The sequence below is a fragment of the Gardnerella sp. DNF00983 genome (assembly GCF_049244265.1).
In the GTDB taxonomy this organism is placed as follows: Bacteria; Actinomycetota; Actinomycetes; order Actinomycetales; family Bifidobacteriaceae; genus Bifidobacterium; species Bifidobacterium vaginale_J.
The window spans coordinates 914,604-938,639 of sequence record NZ_CP058392.1 but is presented as its reverse complement, the minus strand read 5'-3'; the positions used below and the strand labels follow the sequence as shown (position 1 = coordinate 938,639).

Genomic DNA, 24,036 nt, shown 5'->3' with positions numbered 1-24,036 from the left:
CAGCTCCTTTTTCTAATTATTTTCAATTATTAGTTTACTTTTGTTTAATTTTGTAGGTGAACTTTTTACTCGCGATTCTTCTTGCGAGAGAAGAATGCTGCTGCAGCTCCCAGTGCACCAATCATTGCGCTGATCAATCCTACTCGTTCCACTTCAGCACCAGTCTTTACTAATTGGGACGAATGCTTTGCAGGAACCTTGTTGCCAGACTTAGTAGATGCATTTGAACCTGAAGCACCAGTGGATGCGTTACCAGCTTTGCCGTTGCCAGCATTACCGGTTTCAGCGTTACCAGCGTTGTTAGCATTATCAGCGCTACTTGATTCATTGGTGCTATTTTGAGCGCCGGAATCTGTAGAGCTGCTACCACCATTAGTAGATCCGCTATCTGAACCGCCATTATTAGACGTGGAATCGTTACCCGAATCAGAACCAGAACCTGTTCCAGAACCAGAATTTCCGCCGTTGTTTTTGGCTTTACCAGTGGCTTGCTTGGAAGTGTTTTCACCCTTCTTATCTACAGCGGTTACATCAGTATTGTCTTTGACTTTGTTTGCTGGAATAGTGACTTTACCGCTAGTTTTATCAACGGTTACGCCTTCTGGAGTGTTACCAGTCCAGTTTCCATCTTTGTCTTTCTTGACAGTGATGGTCTTCTCGTTGGTTTCACCTTCTGGCGTATAAGTGATTTCCAGACTATCAGTACCGGCTGCTGGTGTTACGTCAACAGAACCATTGTCTTGAGGCGTGACAGTTGGAGCAGTTGGCTTAGCTGCTGGTGTTTCACCGGTTACGGTCGTTTCGACTGGGGTTCCGGTTGCACCGTCCTTGCTTGGAGTGAGCGTGAGCTTGGTGTTCGGGTCTTGCTTATCAATATCGACAGTGAAGGTTCCGTCGTCTTTAGCGGTTGTTTCGCCAACTGTTTGACCGTTCTTGCTGATAGTGACTTTTGCGCCTGGAGTGGCTTTACCACTCACGGTTGTCTTGTCTTTACCAGTCTTGTTTTCAGCTTTCTGCTCGCTAACAGCTGGTTTTCCTGCTGCTGGTGTTTCACCGGTTACGGTCGTTTCGACTGGGGTTCCGGTTGCACCGTCCTTGCTTGGAGTGAGCGTGAGCTTGGTGTTCGGGTCTTGCTTATCAATATCGACAGTGAAGGTTCCGTCGTCTTTAGCGGTTGTTTCGCCAACTGTTTGACCGTTCTTGCTGATAGTGACTTTTGCGCCTGGAGTGGCTTTACCACTCACGGTTGTCTTGTCTTTACCAGTCTTGTTTTCAGCTTTCTGCTCGCTAACAGCTGGTTTTCCTGCTGCTGGTGTTTCACCGGTTACGGTCGTTTCGACTGGGGTTCCGGTTGCACCGTCCTTGCTTGGAGTGAGCGTGAGCTTGGTGTTCGGGTCTTGCTTATCAATATCGACAGTGAAGGTTCCGTCGTCTTTAGCGGTTGTTTCGCCAACTGTTTGACCGTTCTTGCTGATAGTGACTTTTGCGCCTGGAGTGGCTTTACCACTCACGGTTGTCTTGTCTTTACCAGTCTTGTTTTCAGCTTTCTGCTCGCTAACAGCTGGTTTTCCTGCTGCTGGTGTTTCACCGGTTACGGTCGTTTCGACTGGGGTTCCGGTTGCACCGTCCTTGCTTGGAGTGAGCGTGAGCTTGGTGTTCGGGTCTTGCTTATCAATATCGACAGTGAAGGTTCCGTCGTCTTTAGCGGTTGTTTCGCCAACTGTTTGACCGTTCTTGCTGATAGTGACTTTTGCGCCTGGAGTGGCTTTACCACTCACGGTTGTCTTGTCTTTACCAGTCTTGTTTTCAGCTTTCTGCTCGCTAACAGCTGGTTTTCCTGCTGCTGGTGTTTCACCGGTTACGGTCGTTTCGACTGGGGTTCCGGTTGCACCGTCCTTGCTTGGAGTGAGCGTGAGCTTGGTGTTCGGGTCTTGCTTATCAATATCGACAGTGAAGGTTCCGTCGTCTTTAGCGGTTGTTTCGCCAACTGTTTGACCGTTCTTGCTGATAGTGACTTTTGCGCCTGGAGTGGCTTTACCACTCACGGTTGTCTTGTCTTTACCAGTCTTGTTTTCAGCTTTCTGCTCGCTAACAGCTGGTTTTCCTGCTGCTGGTGTTTCACCGGTTACGGTCGTTTCGACTGGGGTTCCGGTTGCACCGTCCTTGCTTGGAGTGAGCGTGAGCTTGGTGTTCGGGTCTTGCTTATCAATATCGACAGTGAAGGTTCCGTCGTCTTTAGCGGTTGTTTCGCCAACTGTTTGACCGTTCTTGCTGATAGTGACTTTTGCGCCTGGAGTGGCTTTACCACTCACGGTTGTCTTGTCTTTACCAGTCTTGTTTTCAGCTTTCTGCTCGCTAACAGCTGGTTTTCCTGCTGCTGGTGTTTCACCGGTTACGGTCGTTTCGACTGGGGTTCCGGTTGCACCGTCCTTGCTTGGAGTGAGCGTGAGCTTGGTGTTCGGGTCTTGCTTATCAATATCGACAGTGAAGGTTCCGTCGTCTTTAGCGGTTGTTTCGCCAACTGTTTGACCGTTCTTGCTGATAGTGACTTTTGCGCCTGGAGTGGCTTTACCACTCACGGTTGTCTTGTCTTTACCAGTCTTGTTTTCAGCTTTCTGCTCGCTAACAGCTGGTTTTCCTGCTGCTGGTGTTTCACCGGTTACGGTCGTTTCGACTGGGGTTCCGGTTGCACCGTCCTTGCTTGGAGTGAGCGTGAGCTTGGTGTTCGGGTCTTGCTTATCAATATCGACAGTGAAGGTTCCGTCGTCTTTAGCGGTTGTTTCGCCAACTGTTTGACCGTTCTTGCTGATAGTGACTTTTGCGCCTGGAGTGGCTTTACCACTCACGGTTGTCTTGTCTTTACCAGTCTTGTTTTCAGCTTTCTGCTCGCTAACAGCTGGTTTTCCTGCTGCTGGTGTTTCACCGGTTACGGTCGTTTCGACTGGGGTTCCGGTTGCACCGTCCTTGCTTGGAGTGAGCGTGAGCTTGGTGTTCGGGTCTTGCTTATCAATATCGACAGTGAAGGTTCCGTCGTCTTTAGCGGTTGTTTCGCCAACTGTTTGACCGTTCTTGCTGATAGTGACTTTTGCGCCTGGAGTGGCTTTACCACTCACGGTTGTCTTGTCTTTACCAGTCTTGTTTTCAGCTTTCTGCTCGCTAACAGCTGGTTTTCCTGCTTCTGGTGTTTCACCGGTTACGGTCGTTTCGACTGGGGTTCCGGTTGCACCGTCCTTGCTTGGAGTGAGCGTGAGCTTGGTGTTCGGGTCTTGCTTATCAATATCGACAGTGAAGGTTCCGTCGTCTTTAGCGGTTGTTTCGCCAACTGTTTGACCGTTCTTGCTGATAGTGACTTTTGCGCCTGGAGTGGCTTTACCACTCACGGTTGTCTTGTCTTTACCAGTCTTGTTTTCAGCTTTCTGCTCGCTAACAGCTGGTTTTCCTGCTGCTGGTGTTTCACCGGTTACGGTCGTTTCGACTGGGGTTCCGGTTGCACCGTCCTTGCTTGGAGTGAGCGTGAGCTTGGTGTTCGGGTCTTGCTTATCAATATCGACAGTGAAGGTTCCGTCGTCTTTAGCGGTTGTTTCGCCAACTGTTTGACCGTTCTTGCTGATAGTGACTTTTGCGCCTGGAGTGGCTTTACCACTCACGGTTGTCTTGTCTTTACCAGTCTTGTTTTCAGCTTTCTGCTCGCTAACAGCTGGCTTCACGGTTATGGTTAGAGTTGCGGTGCCGGTTTTTCCTGCCGAGTCGGTTACAGTGAAGGTTAGGGTATGTGTGCCAACTTCCTTCGGCTGCATGTTCTTAATAGTAAGATCCAACACTTGTTTCTGATCAGTGACAGTGGTTTTTGAAACACTCGCACGTCCACTAGTGAGATCAGTATCTTGAAGCAGATTGGCGCCCTTTAGTGCCTGTATAGTGTTGATGTCTTTAACTTGCACATCATCTTTAGCAACAATGTGAATCTTCAGATCTTGCCCAACTGTTACAGACGGTGACTCAGCAGTAGCAGTGATAGTCGGGTTTTGAGCATCCTTAGGCGCAGTAGCTTGTTTTTTATCACTGTTTTCTGAAATTAGTTCAAATCCTGGAATTGTTTTTTTAGGACCATCTTGCTTTTCAGGCTTACTTACAGTCGTTGTTGCGTACACGTCGCCTTCAGGGATTCCATCTTTAACAGTAATCTCTGCTTTATCATTGTTAATTGTTGTAGTAGAGCCGATTTCCTTGTTATCTTTATCAAACAGTTTAACTGTTGTAGTAATATTAGCGTCAGCAGGAATGCCGCTTCCAACAGATACTGTTACTTTCTGCCCTTTCTTTCCAGCAAGATCAGTTAGATTAGTGTCGATAACTGGCTTCTTTGGTTTAACATTGATGGTTACAGTTGCTGTACTTGTGGAATTATCGGAGTATGTTCCAGTAATCTCATGAGTAAACACGCCAACTGTATTAGTGTTTGGAGCAGTGCCTTTCCAGCTTAAGGTTGGCTGTTTATCAAGCTTTTTGCCATCTTTAACAGTTACAAATTTGTCAATTTCTGTCAATTCCGGTAATTTTTCACCAACGGTAGTATCAATGGTTTTACCGGTAATAGGATGTTCGTCAGCAAGTGTAGTAACTTTGACTCTAACTTTACGTGTGGTAACGTTGCCAGAGCCATCCTCGGAAGTAATAGTTACTTGCTTTTTGTTCATGTCTTTAGTAACAGTGATTTCGTCTGATGAAAGCGGTGTGTTTTCGCTTCCAACGCCTTGCTTGGTTATAGGAGTGTCCGTTAAACCAGAAATGCTAAAATTCTCAATATAATCCTTGTCATCGGTGGTGCTAAATTTTAGTTTATCGTTTGTATGAAGATTAATGGTCTTTGTTTTCTTAGTTATTTCAGTGCCATTGTAATAAATTTTTGGCGCTTCGCTGTCATTCTTGTGACGCTGTAAAGTTTTTTCATCAGATTGTGGATCTCGTCCAGAAACCCACGCGTAGGATGAGCTTGTTGTTTTTCCATATGTTGCAGAATCTGCCCAAGTCCAAGCATTATGTATATTAGCGTACTTTTCATTGTAAGTCTTAGCGTTTTCGTTAATTGCTGTATCGTTAAGCTTTACTGCGGCATGCATATGGAATGCAAGATTTACTTCTGAAGTTTGAATACCTATTCCATAATTCTTACCATTATATGGGTAATCTAGCCAAGTTGCTTTACCAATAGCGTAATCATCATGATTCTCATGGAATAGATTGTCCATATCTTTTTCATATTTTGTCTGATTCGGTCCTAAACTATATTGGAATCTTGAAGGATTTCGTACACCGAAGTTCTTCTCGCTATCATATGGGAAGTTTATAGTTGTTGACTGATTCTCTACTTTTTCAAACTTGGTAAAATCGCGCGAAAGAGTAAAGTTAAATTTGCGTTTTATTTTGTCATTGTCTGATGCATCTTTAAGTTTATAAGCGTCAAAACGTAAGTCGCGGATTGTGTCGTTTGCAAACGAATTATCGGGATTTAACTTAGCAATTTGGTACGGTACTTGCCATATGTACCACTGCCTCTTTGAAGCTGTTACCATCGATTGAGCATCATTGTTGAAGAACACGTCGAATACGAGATATTTAGCACCATCTATTGTTTCGATATGTGCATACATATCTGTTTTTTTAATCAGAGTATTGTACTCATCGCTACCATGTTCGTTGGAATTAATTTTCTTATTATCTTTATTTTCATCATTAGTAGCACGATAACGCTGGAACTCAAGAATACTAGGAGTTTTAAGCCATCCTGGATTGTTAACAACCACATCAGCTTCACGATTTTGATACTTAGAAACCGTGCTATTCGTAAGACTTCCAACTACTCTAGACTGTGTTGGTGTAGGAATTGTGGTTGTTTGAACAGCCATTGCAGGCTGGCTGCCTAAGCAGGTTGCTGCTGTCAACAAAGCAGCCATTGTTGCTAACGGAAGTGTGTGTACTTTGTGCACAGAACGTTTTCTTGAAGATTTTGATGATGTATGTTTTGAAGGATTAGTGGTAGCCATAACAATCTCCTTAATTTTCCCTAATCTTTAACGAATTTTTAAACAAATAAATAGAACGAATTCTATGACAAATCTCTCCAATGCCAGTAATAAAACTCTCTATTTAAATGGGTCTATTTAAAATTCTATCATTTTTGTTATTTTTCATAATATTTTTTAGTTTGAAATTAGTTTAGACTGTAAAATTTCCTACGGGGGGGGGGGGTGCTATAAATGAAAATTTCTTGCAAAATGTTATAACAATATAATTTTTAATAAAATTTCTTATTATTTTCGTAACTTGCTATATGACTTATGGTGTGTCACAGATATGTGATTGGGTAATCACTAAACAAATGTTTATTAGTGTTGGAAATGTCATGACCATCGTTTGAAGATGCTGAGCATTAGAAAGTATATACTCTAGTTTCTTAATTCTTGGATACGATGCAATTTGCTCGACGAAATACGCGATCTAAAGAAAGAGTTGCGGCAAATAAGCGATGCTAAAAGTTAGAAAATAACTATTATTCTCAATTATTATTCAACTATTGTTCAAGCATTATCTGAGTGTTATTCAAGCATTATCTGCGATTTTATGTTATTTTCTGTGAGCGTTCACAAAACGCCGAATAAATACAATAAGCGGTCACAATACGTTGATACACTGGAAAGCGGAATTGGGCGTTTTATGGTTTTATCATTAAATCGCTCATAAAAAATAAACAGAAATAGAAAATAGGTAGGCATTATGCGTAAAGCCAAAATCGTTGATACTATTGGTCCAGCTACCGAATCCTTGGAAGGTATTACCAAGCTTGTTGAAGCCGGTATGGATGTTGCTCGTTTGAACCGTTCTCACGGCACTCCTGAAGATCATTTGCGCGTTTACAACAACGTTCGTGCAGCTTCCAAGTCCACTGGCCGTAATGTTGCTGCTCTTGTTGATTTGCAAGGTCCAAAGATTCGCTGCGGTTGGTTCAAGAAGAACGCTGAAGGCGAAGATAAGGTTTATTTGGAAGAAGGCCAGGAGTTCATCATCACTACTGATGATGTTGAAGGTGACGAGCACCGCACTTCTACAACCTTTAAGGGCTTGCCAGGAGATTGCCACGCAGGCGACCCAATCCTTATCGATGACGGTAAGGTTCGTCTTGAGGTAACCAAGGTTGAAGGCAACGACGTTCACACTAAGGTTATTGTTGCTGGTCCAGTTTCCAGCCACAAGGGCATTAACCTCCCAGGTGTTGCAGTTTCTCTTCCAGCTTTGACTGAAAAGGATGAGGCTGATCTTCGTTGGGCTATTCGCACCGGCGCTGACATTATTGCTATGTCCTTCGTGCGTTTCGCTACCGATATTGATCGCGCTCACGAAATCATGGACGAAGAAGGTCGTCGTATTCCAATCGTCGCCAAGATTGAAAAGCCACAGGCTGTTGAAAACTTGGAAGAGATTGTTAAGACCTTCGATGGCATTATGGTTGCACGTGGTGATATGGCTGTGGAAATGCCTCTCGAAGAGGTTCCACTGGTCACCAAGCGTTGCATCGAGCTTTCTCGCCGTTACGCAAAGCCAGTTATCGTTGCTACTGAAGTTCTTGGCACAATGGTTAACTCTCCAGTTCCAACCCGTGCAGAAGCTTCTGACTGCGCTAACGCTGTTCTCGACGGTGCTGACGCAACAATGACTTCTAACGAAACTGCTGTTGGTAAGTATCCAGATGTTACCGTAAAGACCATGTCTCGTATTTCTCAGTATGCTACTGAGCATGGCTATGATCGCATTCCTGCTGTTGAGCTTGATATGTCTAGCACTGGTGCAGTTTCTTCTGCAGCTGTTGATTTGGCAGATAAGCTTAACGCTAAGGCTATTGTTGCCTACACTCAGACTGGTCGCACGGTTCATCGCATTTCTCGCGAACGCCCAACCGCTCCAATCTACGGCTTGACTAACAATGAGCACACTTATCGTTGGTTGGCTTTGAGCTGGGGTACCGAAGGCTTCTTGATTGATGAAGATTACCATGACATGAATCGTCACGATTTGATGATCTTCACTGACAAGGTTCTTCGCGAAGCTGGTAAGGTTTCCGATGGTGATCAGATTGTTATCTTGAGCACTGCTCAGGGTGAACGCCAGGCTGGTCGCACTGACTCCATCTACGTTCACACCGTTGGTGCTTGCGACTAATTGATTGATTCCGCGTACTTGCGCCAATACGCTAGTTCTTCTAGTTTAGGTGCATTTGCGCGGTAATATAATTTGCATAATGCGCGCTAGCTGTTTTGCAGTTTGCGCGCATTATGTTATGTATGATCAATATTGTTGATTTGCGACACGCGCAAAACGCTTTAACTATTTGCATGTGGCTTAAAGTGTGCTATAGTCGACAAGTCGCAAAAAAATGCGGAAAATTAAAAATGCCCCTGTATCCCAATTGGTAGAGGAAACAGCCTCAAAATCTGTGCAGTGTGAGTTCGAGTCTCACCGGGGGCACGTGCACGACGTCGCTTAGCTTGCTAGGCGACGTTTTTATTTTGTATTTTAATGTCTCGTGCATAAACAATAAGCGTATAATAATAAAAGTATTCTCGCACAATGAAAGTGCTGTACGTGATGTGAAAGGAACAACGATGATCCACAGTGCACGATTGCAAGTAAGTGAGCGTAAAAAAAGTAATTATGCTTGCGAATTAATCAATAATTACAAGCGCAATTTAATGCGTTCTTTTACTGCAATTACTGCAATCGCTGCTGTAGCAACAGTATTAATGTGTATTTTTGCTATTGTTCCAAACTCTTCGGCATTTGCTTCAACTAAATCAACAGACTCTCTTCCTCCAAAAGGTGTGATTGTTACTGCTTTTCAGCAAAATTGGAAGAGTATTGCAAAAGAGTGTAAGCGAACTTATGGTCCTGAGGGCGTGAGTTATGTGCAGGTTTCTCCTCCTGAGGATCATATTAAAGGTAAGCAGTGGTGGACTTCTTATCAGCCAGTTAGTTACAATCTAAATTCAAAGCTTGGCACTGAAGACGAGTTTAAAAATATGATTACTACTTGCAAGGCAGCTGGTGTTGGAATTGTTGTTGATGCTGTAATTAATCACACAACCGGCGATAGTAATAAAGATACTGTAGGTGTTGGTGGTAGTAAGTATGATGCGGCAAATCAAAGCTATCCGGATGCTGGTTACACAAAAGATGATTTTCACCAAATAGATAAAGATATTTACACATATAAAGATGCGCAAGTCGTTTGGAATTATCGTTTAGTTGGTTTGCTTGATTTGGATACTTCTAAGCCTCATGTACAAAAAATTCTTGGTAACTATTTTGCAAAATTGCTAAAAATGGGTGTTGCGGGCTTTAGAGTTGATGCCACAAAACATATGTGTCCTGAAGATGTAAAAGGTATAAAAGAAGCTGCTGCTAAAGCTGCTGGAATGAAGCCTGAAAATATTTGGTGGATGCAAGAAACAATTGGTTTCCCTGAACAAGATCCTAAAATTCAGCCAAATCAATATGTTGGTACAGGTGAAGTAGATGAGTTTGAATACTCGTATCGCTTGCGTAATTATTTCTATGGCTCAATTGAGAATTTGTCTCATATTACAGATCAGCTTATTCCTAATAAGAAAGCAGCTATTTTTGTGACTAACTGGGATACTGAGCGTGACAATTCGACTCGAGTTCTCACTTATAAGGATGGAGCAAAGTACGAGTTAGCTAATGCTTTTATGCTTGCTTATCCGTATGGAACACCAAATATTTATTCTGGATATAAGTTCACTCAGCGCGATGAAGGTGCTCCTGGTGCAACTGATACGCACATTCCAGATGTAAAGTGCGGAAAGAATTCTCAGTGGCAGTGCACTCAGCGTTGGACTTCTATTCGCGGAATGATTGGATTCTACAATGCTGTTAAGGGCACGAAAGTAACTCAATGGCAGGATGACAACGATAATAACATTGCTTTTAGTCGCGGAAACAAGGGATTCTTGGCGATTAACAATACTGATAAGCCTAAAAATGTGAGTTATAAAACTGATTTGCCTGATGGCGAGTATTGTAACGTATATGCTTCACGTAAATGCTCTAGCACAGTTACTGTAAATGGTGGGAAAGTAGAGACAACTATTCCAGCTAACTCAGCTATTGCTTTGCATGTTAAGGCTGTAGAGCATTTTGGAAGTACTTCCATGTTTAGTACTTTGTTAATGATTGTAATTGTTTTCGCTGTGCTATTGATTGAACTAGCTCTGATTCTGTGCAAGAATAAGGCTGATTCTAATAAGAAAGATGCGAAGTAAAAGACGATTTGGAAATAAATTTGTATTGGCATTATTACAGTTTTTGTATAATTATTGCAATATTGTCAGTATGTAGATGTTATAATTTTCTCCGCTGATAATGCACGTTTATAACGATGGCTGGCAACATAGTTGTGCTAGCCATCGCTTGTGTATTGAAGCTATTAATGCGTCCAAGGAAGAAGCGCGTTAATACCAATGGAGGAAAGGATACTGATGAGTCATCGTCGACACTTTGCATCGAAGATGGTTGCTATTGTTGCGTCTGTTGCAATGCTTGTAACTGGTTTTGCTGTTACGGGTAGTGCAAGTGCTGTTAGCGATAGTTCAAATAAAGAAAATCTAACTCTTAACCGTAAGGGTGTTATTGTTACTGCATTCCAGCAAAATTGGAAGAGTATTGCTCAAGAGTGCACTAAAATTTACGGTCCTGAGGGCGTGAGTTATGTGCAAGTGTCTCCTCCGAATGATCATGTAAAAGGTAAGCAATGGTGGACTTCTTATCAGCCTGTGAGCTATAAGCTTGATTCTAAGCTTGGCACTGAAGCTGAGTTTAAGCAGATGATTCAGACTTGCAAGGCTGCAAAGGTTGGAATCATTGCTGATGCTGTGATTAATCACATGACTGGTGCCGGTAATAAAGATAAAGTTGGCGTTGGTGGAAGTGAATACGATGCTGATACGCAAACTTTCAAAACAGCTGGATATACTAAGGATGATTTCCATCAGAGTGCTGAAAATATTAACAATTACAAGAATGCTGAAGAAGTTTGGACTCACAGGCTTGTAGGTTTGCTCGATTTGGATACTTCAAAGCCGCATGTTCAGCAAATTTTAGGTAAGTATTTCGCCTATTTACTCGAACTAGGTGTTGTCGGTTTCCGTGTGGATGCTGTAAAGCATATTTCTCCAGCGGATATGGCTGCTATTAAGAAGGCTGCTTCTGATGCTGCGCACACTACGCCTGACAAGATTTGGTGGATGCAGGAGACGATTGGTGATCCTTCTGAAGCTACAGAAATCCAGCCAGATAGGCATTTAAACGAAGGTGAAGTCAACGAATTCCAATATTCCTACCGTTTAAAGAACGATTTTTATGGCTCAATCTCGAATCTAAAGAATATTACTAATAGACTTGTTCAAAGCGATAAAGCTTCGATTTTCGTAACTAATTGGGATACTCCTCGCGAAAATTTTGTGCGCACGCTTACCTATAAGGATGGTCCTCGCTACGAGCTTGCAAACGCTTTTATGCTTGGCTACCCGTATGGAAACCCAAATATTTATTCAGGATACAGGTTTGATGCAAAGAATAAGGACTATGGTGCTCCTGGTGCATCTGAAACGTCTGTTTCAGATGTAAATTGTTCTCCAACAACCGGTTGGCAGTGCACTCAGCGTTGGACTTCTATTCGTGGAATGGTTGGATTCTTTAATGCTGTAAATGGTGCTCAAGTTACCAATTGGCAGGAGAGTGACAATAATAACATTGCATTTAGCCGCGAGAAGAAGGGCTTCTTAGCAATCAACAATACGCCAAACGCAAAGAGAGTTTTGTATAAGACTGATTTGCCAAATGGTGAGTATTGCAATGTTTATGCTGTAGGTGACTGCTCTAAGACTGTTAAAGTTGAGGATGGCAAGGTTGCTGCGACTATAGCTCCTTATTCTGCAATTGCTTTGCATGTGGATGCAACAACTAAGAATGTAATAAAATTTACAGCGCGCAATGAATCTGATCCAAAATATGTTGACGATGTTAAAGACCAGTCAACAACTGTCTACTTTAATGCTAAAAATAAAGCAGGTAATCCAAGTTCTGTAAATATTCATTATCAAATAAGTGGTAATAATTGGACTGCACTTCCTGGATTGCCAATGCGCAAAGTTTGTGGCGATTGGTTTGCAAAGACTATTACTAATCGTGGTGAATTTAAAGCTGTATTTAATAATGGCATTGCAAAGAGTGATGGTAGCAGAGATTGGTATCACGTAAATGGCAAGAATGATGGCGATTTCACTATTCCTGCTAATGCAAAGAATTATGTAGTAGATAATAATCTCAATGGTTCTACCGCAGAACAGGCTCCTTGCAAAGTTGAGGATACATCTTCAAAACCTTCTGCATTAAAGACAAAGATTGTTATTCACTATAAGCAAAAATCTGATGACAATCGCAATATGGGCGTTTATATCTGGGGCCTTAAAAATGCTCAAGGTAAGGAAATAGATAGCGCTTGGCATGCGTTCAATGGTCAAGATGCTTTTGGTAAGACTTACACAGTTGAGGCTGATGGCACTTACGAGAGCGGAAAAGTCGGATTTATTATTACTACTGATCCAGGTCCTAATAACTCAAATTGGAATAAAGACGGCGGAAATCGTAATCTCTCGCAAATAGAAGATGGTGTTGGCGAAGCTTGGGTTTACGGAGGAGATTCGAATACTTTTGCTGAACCGCCATCTGAAGTTTCTGACAAGCTTAATAACCTCAAAACGTTAAATGTTACTGTTCACTACCGCAGAACAAACAAGGATTACGCTGGTTGGAATCTCTGGACTTGGTATGGTAAGCAAGAAGGCGTAAAGAGAGATTTTACGGCTCATGATGATTTCGGAAAGATTGCAGAATATACGTTTACAGATAATAACGGTGTGAAAGATCCGAAGTTTATTGTGCGCTATTCCATGCAAGGCAATGATTGGGTTGCTAAAGATCCTGGTGAAGGCGATCGCGCGATTCCTGCAAAGGCAATCACTTTAAGCTCAGATGGTAAAACTGGCAACGCTGAAATCTGGCTTATGCAGGGCGATAGTAGAGTTTACTTAAGCCCAAACGTAATCAGCACGAAGTCTAATGCTATTAATGCTGATATTACGTCTTTGAAGGAATTTACTGTAAACGTGAGCGGTGACACTTCAGAGATTAAGAAGAATGACGTAACTATAACTGATGTTACAGATTCAAAGAAAGATCAACATAAGACAGTAGATATTTCGCAAGTTGCTGTTGTAGATAATAAGATCGTAATCGTTGCAAAGAACGACATAGATATTAAGAAAATGTATGAAATCAACATTAATGGTGTTGGTGGAATGCCTAGAACAGTGTCTGTTTCAACTGCTAAAGGATCTAAGATTGTTCGCACTGATGAATTCGATAAGAAATACGCTTATACTGGCGACGACTTGGGTGCTGTTGTAAAAGATGATTCTACAACTTTCAAGCTTTGGGCACCAACTGCTACAAAAGTGGAGTTGGTAACTTATTCTGGCACTGATGAAAATTCTGCAGAAGCTAAAACACAAGATATGAAGCTTGAAAGCAATAATAGCGTGTGGAGTATTACTACAAGCGATGCAAAAGCTGGAACTGCTTACACGTACAAGGTTCATTTTGCAGATGGTGCTATTAATAATTCTCCAGACCCTTATGCAAAAGCTGCCGTGAGAAACGGAATGAGATCCGTTGTATTCGGTGGCAACATGGCAAAACCAGTAGATCGCATGGCATCGTTTGAAAAGCGCCCAACTGATGCGACTATTGCAGAAATGAATATTCGCGACTTCTCAATTCACGAAAGTTCTGGCGTGAGCGAAAAGAAGCGCGGCAAATATCTCGGTGTAATTCAATCTGACACTAAGAATGGAAGCAAGCCAACTGGTTTGGATTATTTGAAGTCACTAGGCATCACTCACGTACAAATCATGCCAATGTATGATTTTGGTTCTGTGAATGAAGCAGGTAACTTGGGTTACGGTCAGCCAGGTGCTCAAAACTGGGGCTATGATCCAATCAACTACAACGTTCCAGAAGGATCATATGCGTCTGATTCAGCAAATCCTGTTACGCGTATTACTGAACTAAAGCAAATGGTTGACGGTCTTCATAAGGCTGGCTTGCGCGTGATTATGGATGTAGTTTATAACCACGTTTATAACGCTCAAAAGAACGCTTTTGGTCAAACTGTGCCGGGTTATTACTTCCGCTACAATGATGACGGCAGTTTGACTAATGGATCTGGTTGCGGAAACGATACTGCTTCAGAGCGCAAAATGATGCGAAAGTATATTGTTGACTCTGTAAAATATTGGGCTAATGAGTACGGTATTGACGGCTTCCGTTTTGATTTGATGGGATTGATTGATCTTGAAACCATTAAGGAAGTGCGTGAAGCTGTTCATTCAATTGATCCAAGCTCGATTATTCTTGGCGAAGGCTGGAATATGAGCCAATTGCCTTATGAAAACCGCACTATTCAGCCTAATGCGTATAAGCTTGCAGATAATAATGGTGTTGCATTCTTTAACGATTCCTTCCGTGATGCTGTAAAAGGCCAGGGAGATGATGAGGTTGCTGGATTCGTGTCTGGAAACAGAGGTAGTGACAATCTGGTAATGCAAAATCTTTACGGTTGCCAACCTGGAAACTCAAGTTGCGCTGATAGACATTATGCGAATGCAGGTCAGACTGTGCAATATGTTGAAGCTCACGACAATCTTAATCTTTACGATAAGTTGAATAGGTCTTTGCCTCATGAGACAGAAGAGAATCTTAAGAAGCGAGTAATGCTTGCTAATTCGCTTGTAATGTTTGCTCATGGCATGCCATTCTTTGAGCTTGGTCAGGAGTTCTTACGAAGCAAGAACGGCAATAAGAATAGTTACAATGCTGGCGACGGCGACAATTCCGTTAACTGGGATTTGGTTAATAAGAATTCTGATGCTGTTGAGTACTTTAAGGCATTGATAAAGTTAAGAAACGAGATTCCAGCTTTACGAGATTCTACATATTCTGATGTTAATAAGAATATGCATTGGATTAAGAGCAGCGATGGTATTAATGCGTTTAGTGTTGATGCCAAAGATAAAACGTATGTGTTTATTTTCAACGCTAATGACAATGTTACTGACGTAAATATTGGCAAAGGAAAGTATCGCGAGCGCATTGCTGATGGAAAGTCTAGTGGCGATGATGCATCAAAGTTCCCTGAAGCATCTGTAGATGATAGTGGAAATTACAAGGTTTCTGCTCTTTCGACTGCAGTGCTTGTGAAGGATGCTGAAAAGAAGAAGGATGAGAATCCTTTTGCAAATCTTAAAGCTGATGATGTTCTCAATTATCAGATGAATCCTTTAGATATTAATAAGTTGAAGGATGAATCTAAGCCTGGTACGCAGGATCCAAATCCATCTACGCCTGGGCATGAACAAACTCCTGGTCCTGTGACGCCAACGCCGCAGCCACCTGCTCCGGGTCCTCAGCCTGGTCCTGGTCCTGTTAATCCTCAGCCTGGTACTGTGACGCCAACGCCTCAACCACCTGCTCCGGCTCCTGTAGTTCCAGCTCCAACTCCTGGTCCTGTGAATCCTGCTCCGGCTCCTCAGCCTGGTCCACAGCCTTCGCCATCACCAACACCGTCTCCGGCTCCTCAGCCTCAGCCATCTGAGAATGAAACTTCAGCTAAACCGGATCAGACTAAACCTGATCAGACTAAGCCGGATCAGTCTAAGACTGAAACTCCAGCTAAGCAGTCTGAGCCAGCTAAATCTGAGCATTCAGCGCCAGCTAAATCTGAGCATTCAGCGCCAGCTAAGTCTGAACATTCTAATCCAGCTAAGCCAGCAGAATCTGCTACTGTGCCTAAAGCTCCTGAAACAGTTCAGCAGCTTAATCCAGAATTAAAGGGAACTCTTAGCATTGGCAACAATAACGTTGCAACTGCAGGTGTTGTTAACAGTGTAAGAATTAATATTGTAAACAGTGAGTTCATCGAGCGTTTGCAGCGCGATGGAGTAGTTTATGCATACGCGTATATCTACTCATCTCCTCGTTTGCTTAAGGGTGCTGATGGTTCAAAGTTTGTGACTGTTCGCATGGTGAATGGCAAGCCTCAATTTGATGCTCAATTCCCAGCTGGATACGCCGGAAAGCATACGGTTGTTTTGGTTGACGAAAAAGGTAATCAAGTTGCTTGGACTGATATCACAGTAACAAGCAATGCAGTTTCGCAACAGCTTCATAGTTTAAGTGCAACAGGCAGTAATATATTCGTAGTTACTACTGTATGCTCAATTCTCATTGCTGCTGCGAGCGTATTGTTACTTCGTATTAAGAGTCACAAGCGTTATACGAACTCGTGAGGTTTTATAAGTAAATAAATAAACTAATAAGTTCGCTTATTATAAAAAGCCGAGGGTAATTGCATTTGTTGCGATATCCTCGGCTTTGTGTTTGAAGCAGGGTATAGAATTAATAGATAGTTTGTTTTTATAACTGTATGCGAATGTTTTACTAATAAGGAAGAGAAAGAAGAAAATTATGTACTGCGTTAATTGCGGAGCTACTTTAAAAGATAATACGAGGTTCTGCACGCAGTGTGGTGCAGAAATTACTTCTCCAGCAAATAATACTCAGCCTCAGCAAGCAGGGCAGCCTTATCCTGAAACGCAAACGCAAGTATTCTATACAAACAACATTCCTAATCAGTATTATCGCCCTGAGGTAAATACGCAATACCCGTATCAACCGCAATATGGGTATGCGCAAGTTGCTGCTGAAAATGATGCGAAGCGAAGGAATATTATTATAGCTATTATTGTTATGATTGCTGTTATTCTTTCAAGTATTTTTGGGTATTGCATTTGGGATTATATGAGACCAAAGCAAATTCCTTACGAAACTTTGCGAAAAGAAATTATGAAATCCAATAAATATGCGGATTATAAGTTAAAAATCGTTGATTCTGACGTATCTAAATATCCTCATGTAAAACTGTACTTTTCGCTTACTGATAGTAGTGGAAAAGCTTTGGAAATTGATTCTCCTACTGCTGCAATTCGTGAGAAGATTGGTGGCGGCAAAGAAGCTGAAAGACTTATTCGTAAAGTTGAGCGCATTAAAGACAAGCAAGGTGTTAATTACGAAATTCTGCTTGATAAATCTGGGTCTATGGAAGATTCTATAGATACTATGAAACGCACTATGAGTGATTTTGTGCGCAATCTTAATTATAAGGTTGGCGACACTGGAGAGCTTATATCTTTCGATAGTTACTTAATGTATATGGCAACGTATACTAACGATAAAGATCGATTGCTTACAGGCATTGATAATATGACTCCTTACGGCATGACAGCTTTGTATGATGCCCTTTATACCGGAATTACTAACGCTTCTAATCATCCTGGCTTTAACTGCGTAATTGCGTTTACTGATGGTCAAGATAATGAGAGTACTCATACTGCTGATGATGTTATTTCTTTAGCTAAAGAAAAAGGTATTCCTGTATATTTGATTGGTACTAGTGAAGCTGATTCAAGCACTTTGCAAAATATTGCGAATGAAACGAATGGTTACTTCTGGGATATGAATTCAATATCAGATATGAAAGATGTAATGAATAGAATTCGAGTCAATCAAGATAATGTTTATTGCTTAGAATACGATTCTGATTCTTCTTCGAATCCGTATGCTGATCGAGTTGTTTCTGCATTGGTTGCAGATTCCAAGAATCATCAATCTGGTGGTATAGGTGATGATTTGTCGTTTAAGCCAATTAAGAAGAAGAAGTATAAGAAGACTGCAACTCGCTTCGTGCTACATAAGGGTGATGTGAAGTGGACTGAAGCTAACAGTGCATGCATGCAAGATGGCGGTTACTTAGTAACTCTTACCAGCAAGAGTAAAGAGAAAAAGATAATCGATATGGCAAAAAAGGAAGGCGTCAAGTATGTGTGGATTGGCGGTTACACTTCGCAACGTGAGAATGGTGACGTATTTGCGCACTGGGTTACTGGTGAAAAAGTAAAGTACGAAAACTGGTTGCCAGGAGAGCCAAGTCGAAACGATAAAGATGGAGAGCCTGAGTTCTATCTTATGCTTTGGCGATTAAATGATGAGTGGTCGTGGAATGATCAACGCGATGATTTATTTACGACTCCTACATTGCGTAAAACCTTTAGTGGCAAAACTGGCTATGTTTGTGAGATAAATAGGAATTAGCATTGTGCCACTTTTTGGTTCATTTTTAGCGAATTAGAGGAAACTCGTTATGCGAAAGCAAAGGACACGTAAACTACAAAGCAGTCCGCATTATGTGGATGGTCGCACTATGCAATATCGTAATGCTCAGCATCATAATCAAATTGCAAGTGTTGCTCCAAGAAGGCGTTTTGCTTCTATTTTAGTGACTATTATAGCTATTGCTTTACTTGCGATATCTATGTTTGCTGCAGTGTCTGTTATGCGCTCGCATTTTTTTAACGTTTCTTCTAAAAATTATGCTAGTAAAAAAACAGTTAATCCTGCGGATGTAGCTAAAAAACTTGAAGCACTAAAGAAAGCACGTAAAAAGCAAGCAAGACAGGGGATTGATCCTAATAGCATTGCTGTTAAAAATGTGCTATCAAAAATGTCTCTTGAAGATAAAGTTGCTCAAATGTTCATAGTTAAGCCTGAAGAATTAGCTGGAACATACGGGATTGTGGTATCTTCTGGTTCGCAAATGCAGCAGTCGTTTAATTCCATACCTGTTGGCGGCATAATGTACAGCAGGGAGAATATTCAGAACCCTAGTCAAACTCAGCAAATGATTTCTGGGTTGCAATCAATAAGCGAATCTAGAGTGTCACTTCCTGCTTTAGTAGCTGTTGACGAAGAAGGCGGCACTGTTGCGCGAGTTAGCTCAAATCCTCAAATGGGCGTTAAATCTTCGCCTAATATGAAGGATATTGGAGCGACTAAGAAAACGCGTAAAGCTTATAAAACTGGTGCTTACATTGGTAATTATCTTTCGAATTTAGGTTTTAATGTCGATTTTGCTCCAGTTGCTGATGTGATTACTAATCCAGATAATAAGTTGATGATCAAGCGTTCATTTGGTTCTAATGCTTCGTTAGTTGCAAATATGACAGATGCGTTTACAGATGGTTTGCAAGAGAATCACGTTTTTGCTACGTATAAGCATTTTCCTGGTCACGGTTCAACTTTTGAAGATTCTCATAAAGGCGCTACTGTTTCGAACCAATCTCCAGTTGCATTAAGAAAAATAGATTTAGTACCGTTCAAAGATGCTGTAGACACTGGTGTTAAGTTTATTATGGTCAGTCATGTGTCGTATCCGAAGATTACGGGTGATGATATTCCTGCTAGCATGTCCGAGAAAATTGTTACTGGTTTAGCTCGTAAAAAGCTTGGTTATAAAGGAATTCTTATTTCTGACTCTTTAGGAATGGGTGCAATATCGTTGCGCTATTCTCCTGGGGTTGCTGCAATTACAGGAATTAAAGCAGGTATCGATATATTACTTTCTCCTGCAAATTTGCATCAAGCATATTATTCTGTTGTCAATGCAGTTCGTCAAGGTGATATACCTGAGTCTCGAATTGACGAGTCTGTAAAGCGAATTATTGCAGTAAAATTGCAAATTGCTCAGCAATTAAAAAGTCAAAATATAAAAGATTCTAAAATAACTAAATGAATCAGCGTGTTGCATTTATTTAAGTAAATTTTTTCTTTTACATTATTTCGGGAGTTTCTTTATTTAAGACGAGATTTTCTTTGCAAAATAAGGATTTACGAATAATAAATTTATAAATATTTTTGTAATAATTATTTCATTGCGAGAATATTTTTGGAAAAAATGTTTGCATTTGTACTTTTATGGTGTTAGCATCATTTCCAACACAAACAAATATCGAATACTTCGGTTGAGGTTTGTGCGTGAACCACAGTTAGTATTAATGAGTTTAGGAGGCAGACATCATGCTTAACATGAACATGAATGCTGAATCTTTCGATACTCTTAATGCTGCACGTATGTGGTGGTGGCAGTCTTCTCTTTGGCGTGAGTTTACTCTGAAGTTTTAGAAGCTGCGTATAAAAGCTTGTAAAAGACCTCCGGGTAAGCCCGGGGGTCTTTTTGTATACAAGCCTTAAATTTCAAAAAATAACCAAATCACAAATCACAAATCACAAATCACAACAAAATATTCGGTAGCTTTGTATTCAAATAATATAAAGCTTAAACAAGGAGAGAAATCATGGCTAATGAAACTAACGAAAATGTTATGGAAGCTACTAACGGCGTTGCAAATGCAACTGCTGATGTTGCGTCGGTAATGATGAAAAATGTAAAAGTTAAGAATCATGCACTAAATATTACTTCGTTAGTGCTGGTTGCAGTTCTATTTGCAGCAGGATGCATTCTTGATTTTACTGTTGCCAAGCCTCTTTCTATTGGAAATATCCAGCCTGAGTTTGTTATTGCTTCATTCTGCTTGGCGATTTTATTGGTTCGTCCAAAGATTTATCAAGGAGCTATTATTGGAGCTCTTGCTGCAACATTAATCCAACTTAATACTTCGATTCCATTCCTTGAATATGCGTGTGACATTCCTGCTGCAATTATTATGACAGCTATTTTAATTGGATATGTTCATCTCTTCCCAAAGGATGCTGCTCGTAAAGTAAGTGTTTTCCCATTTATTGCAACTTTTGTTACAACAGTAATTTCTGGTTGCATTTTCGCTTCTATTGCTGCTTACTTTATTCTTCATTCTCCAAACATGGTAATCGTAATGATGCCAATTATTTTCGGTACTGCTGCATTTAATGCGATTATTGTTGAAATTCTTTATACTCCATTGCGACTCGTGTTGCACAAGTAATAATAAATTAATTAATAAATTAATTAAGAAATTCTCATGATTGCATGTTTAATTGCACGTTATACGTCATTATTAACGAATGTGTTTAATGCGTATAGATGTATAAAGTCATAGAAGTATAAATATAAAGGTATAAAAGCAAGTTGGCATCAGTCTAATATGATTGGTGTCAACTTGTGTTTTTGTGTTATTAATTTTTTAGCGTTTGCTCGGTGTGTTAGAGTTAGGAATGTTATGTCTCAGCAAGAAAAATATGTTGCAGATAATCATTTAGTTGATTCTGCCGAACCGTGTAAAGAGCCTATGAAAAAAAGTGATGAATCAGTAAAAGAAGTGCCATTGCTTGAATTAAGCAATGTATCTTTTCGCTACGATACTCATAGTGATGAAAGTGTTGCAAATAAAGATAAAAAAGACAATGAAGGTAGTTGCAACTATGCTCTTCATAAAGTAAACCTTAGCATTCATCAAGGTGAGTTCGTTGGAATTATTGGACCTTCTGGGTCTGGTAAAACAACTCTTGCTTCACTTTTTTCTGGAGCAATTCCTCACCATTATTCTGGAAAGTTTTGCGGAACTGTCAGAATTGCTGGTCATGACACTACTACTCTTGAGCTCACTAATATTGCTTGTTTAATTGGCTCTGTTATTCAAGATATTGATGCGCAAATGGTTGCTGCAAACGTTGAAGATGAGTTGCTTTTTGGTTTAGAAAACTTCGGAGTTTCTCACGATGAAATTCCTGAGCGTATAGCAAATGCACTAGAAACTGTTGGTATTAGCAATTTGCGAAATCGTGATTTAGATACGCTATCTGGAGGTCAAAAGCAGAAGGTTGCAATAGCTGCTATTTTGGCTTTAAGGCCTAAAGTGATGGTTTTAGATGAGCCTACTTGTGCGCTGGACCCAGTTTCTTCACGTATGATTTTCGACGTTTTAAGTGAGTTGAATAAAAACTTTGGCATTACTATTGTAGTGATTGAGCAAAAAGTAGCTTTATTAAGTGAATATTGCAAGCGTCTTATAGTGCTTTCTAAAGGTGAGCTTGTTCTCGACGCTCCTGTTTGCGAAGCTCTTAAAGATATAGAGTTACTTCGTAAAGTTGGCATTAATTATCCACGTACTACGCGATTGCTTAAACAATTACAAGATGAACAAATTTGTAATCCAGCATCTCTTAGTGTTGGAGTTGATGAAACTGTAAATACTATTGTTAAAACTTTGCGCTCCGATTATTCTAAACTTTCTAATAGCGATGACGCGCATGATGCAGAAGCTGATTTAGAACTTAATAAAGAAGCTTCTATAAAAGCTGACAATGCAGTTAATAATATTGATAAGCCATGCCTTTCAATAGATCACGTGAGTTTTGCTTATGCAAATGATGTCAAGGCTCTAAAAGATATTTCATTTGATGCTTATGCTGGTGAATTGATCGCACTAATTGGCAAAAACGGTGCCGGAAAAACTACTATTACAAAAATTATTAACGGTTTACTAAGACCTACTGAAGGTAGTGTAACAATTGACGGTATCGACACAAAGCCATTGCGAATTAGTCAAATAGCAAAATATGTTGCGACATTATTCCAGAATCCTGATCATCAATTATGCAAAGAGACTGTTCTCGAAGAAGTAGAGTTGAGCTGTATTTTAATTGGTGAAGATTCTAGTCAAGCGAAAAAGCATGCAATGGAAATTATTGAGAAACTTGACTTAAATCCTACTGACAGTCCATTCATGCTTTCTAGAGGGCAGAGACAAATGGTGGCATTGGCTGCAACTGTCGTAACGCGTCCTAAAATACTTGTTCTCGATGAACCAACTTGTGGTCTTGATTACAATGAATGCGTGAAAATTATGCAAGTGGTTGAGGAGTTGCGAGCTAACGGTTGTTGCGTGATTATGGTTTGTCATGATATGGAAGTTGTGCTTGATTATGCAACTAGACTTATAACGATTAATGATGGAAAGCTTATTATTGACGGTTCAGCGCATGATGTTTTTGAAAAACCAGACGTATGCTCAGCTGCTTCTTTATATCCGCCGTTATTGTGTGCTGTTTGCCAAGGTTTGGTATCTAACGGTTTTAAGCAATGCGATGGATTGTATACGCGAAAAGAATTAGTTGAAGCGTTGCGTTTTGGTAAAATCGCAAAACTTAATCAGAATAAGCAGCATAATCAGCAGAATAGTTAGAAGTAAAAAAGGCATCTGATATTTATGAAAACGAGACTATTAACATATCAATCAGGCAACACATTCCTTCACCGCACAAACCCTATTGCAAAGCTAATTCTTGCTGCGAGCATTGTAATAAGCGTATTTATTGCTAAACAGTATTCTGTACTTATTGCGCTCGCTGTTATTATTTTTATTGGCATGGCTTTTACTCATGTTATTAAAACATTATTTGGCCTTATTAAAGCTATGCTAATAATTTCTTGCGTAATGTTTTTGCTGCAAACTGTTATTGCTCAAAGTGGAAACTATATTTTTCTATGGTTTACGTTAAGAGGTATTGATATTGGAGCGAAAGCTTCTTTGCGTTTGTTCTGTTTTGCTTTTCCTCTTGTTACAGTGCTAACAGTAACTAAATTAAACGATCTTGCAAATGCTGTAGTTCAATATTTGCATATTCCATATTGTTACGCTTTTACTATAACTACTGCGGTTCGTTTTGTGCCTATTTTTGCGCAAGAAATGTCTCAAATCACAGAAGCTCAAATGGCTCGCGGAGTTGAATACGATAGTAAAAATCCATTTAAAAAATTAAAACTAATGATGCCTCTTATTGTGCCTCTTTTGGTTTCTTCAGTGCGTAAAGCAGATAGTTCTGCACTAGCAGCTGAAGAGCGCGGTTTTTATTTGCGTACGCGCAAGTCTTCGTATTACAAATACCCATTCGGATGGCGCGGATTCTTGGCTTTAGTTATTTCTGCACTTATTATTGCTTTACCAATATGCACTTCAATCTTTTTGCCAAATTTAGTGTAAAATATTTATGTAAATCACAAATAAATAAATCATA

At 40.6% G+C, this 24,036-nt stretch carries 9 protein-coding genes and 1 tRNA gene; 9 read left to right on the top strand and 1 reads right to left on the bottom strand.

Translation table 11 applies throughout. The annotated features are described in order from the left end of the window. Window positions 1–65: 65 nt before the first annotated feature. The gene (locus HXT34_RS03480) at window positions 66–6,044 is read right to left on the bottom strand and encodes an Ig-like domain-containing protein (protein WP_421784388.1); all 5,979 of its coding nucleotides are present in this window, start codon (window positions 6,042–6,044) and stop codon (window positions 66–68) included. A gap of 730 nt (window positions 6,045–6,774) precedes the next feature. On the opposite strand from HXT34_RS03480, the gene pyk reads away from it, so the two are divergent. The 9 genes from pyk to HXT34_RS03435 all read left to right on the top strand — a co-directional run bounded on the left by pyk (window position 6,775) and on the right by HXT34_RS03435 (window position 24,002). Next, the gene (pyk, locus tag HXT34_RS03475) at window positions 6,775–8,214 is read left to right on the top strand and encodes a pyruvate kinase (RefSeq protein WP_004107046.1); all 1,440 of its coding nucleotides are present in this window, start codon (window positions 6,775–6,777) and stop codon (window positions 8,212–8,214) included. A 232-nt stretch (window positions 8,215–8,446) separates the two neighbouring features. Next, window positions 8,447–8,520, top strand: a tRNA-Leu gene (locus tag HXT34_RS03470). Window positions 8,521–8,795: 275 nt separating this feature from the next. Beyond that, window positions 8,796–10,334 carry an alpha-amylase gene (locus tag HXT34_RS03465; RefSeq protein WP_421785440.1) on the top strand — a complete coding sequence of 513 codons (1,539 nt, stop codon included), beginning with the start codon at window positions 8,796–8,798 and terminating at the stop codon, window positions 10,332–10,334. Window positions 10,335–10,550: 216 nt separating this feature from the next. After that, window positions 10,551–16,478: a type I pullulanase gene (gene pulA, locus HXT34_RS03460; RefSeq protein WP_421784387.1), complete on the top strand. Its 5,928-nt coding sequence runs from the start codon at window positions 10,551–10,553 to the stop codon at window positions 16,476–16,478. 178 nt (window positions 16,479–16,656) lie between these two features. After that, window positions 16,657–18,339 (top strand): VWA domain-containing protein, encoded by a 1,683-nt coding sequence (locus HXT34_RS03455; protein WP_415687380.1) that lies wholly within the window; start codon window positions 16,657–16,659, stop codon window positions 18,337–18,339. 49 nt (window positions 18,340–18,388) lie between these two features. Then, window positions 18,389–19,816, top strand: a complete 1,428-nt coding sequence (locus HXT34_RS03450) for a glycoside hydrolase family 3 protein (RefSeq protein WP_421784386.1) — start codon at window positions 18,389–18,391, stop codon at window positions 19,814–19,816. Between the two features lie 562 nt (window positions 19,817–20,378). Further along, window positions 20,379–21,005 (top strand): hypothetical protein, encoded by a 627-nt coding sequence (locus HXT34_RS03445; protein WP_119527625.1) that lies wholly within the window; start codon window positions 20,379–20,381, stop codon window positions 21,003–21,005. Between the two features lie 333 nt (window positions 21,006–21,338). Continuing rightward, complete coding sequence (locus HXT34_RS03440; protein ID WP_421785438.1) at window positions 21,339–23,204, top strand: ABC transporter ATP-binding protein; 1,866 nt, start codon at window positions 21,339–21,341, stop codon at window positions 23,202–23,204. Window positions 23,205–23,228: 24 nt separating this feature from the next. Next, entirely contained in the window at window positions 23,229–24,002 is a 774-nt protein-coding gene (locus tag HXT34_RS03435) for an energy-coupling factor transporter transmembrane component T family protein (RefSeq protein WP_415683044.1), read from the top strand. The last annotated feature ends 34 nt before the right edge of the window (window positions 24,003–24,036 follow it).

What these genes read in the sequence shown, in the direction of transcription:
- pulA (WP_421784387.1), top strand. Translation starts at nt 10,551, where the DNA reads ATGAGTCATCGTCGACACTTTGCATCGAAGATGGTTGCTATTGTTGCG.
- pyk (WP_004107046.1), top strand. Translation starts at nt 6,775, where the DNA reads ATGCGTAAAGCCAAAATCGTTGATACTATTGGTCCAGCTACCGAATCC.
- HXT34_RS03445 (WP_119527625.1), top strand. Translation starts at nt 20,379, where the DNA reads ATGGCTAATGAAACTAACGAAAATGTTATGGAAGCTACTAACGGCGTT.
- HXT34_RS03465 (WP_421785440.1), top strand. Translation starts at nt 8,796, where the DNA reads ATGTGTATTTTTGCTATTGTTCCAAACTCTTCGGCATTTGCTTCAACT.
- HXT34_RS03450 (WP_421784386.1), top strand. Translation starts at nt 18,389, where the DNA reads ATGCGAAAGCAAAGGACACGTAAACTACAAAGCAGTCCGCATTATGTG.
- HXT34_RS03480 (WP_421784388.1), bottom strand. Translation starts at nt 6,044, where the DNA reads ATGGCTACCACTAATCCTTCAAAACATACATCATCAAAATCTTCAAGA.
- HXT34_RS03435 (WP_415683044.1), top strand. Translation starts at nt 23,229, where the DNA reads ATGAAAACGAGACTATTAACATATCAATCAGGCAACACATTCCTTCAC.
- HXT34_RS03455 (WP_415687380.1), top strand. Translation starts at nt 16,657, where the DNA reads ATGTACTGCGTTAATTGCGGAGCTACTTTAAAAGATAATACGAGGTTC.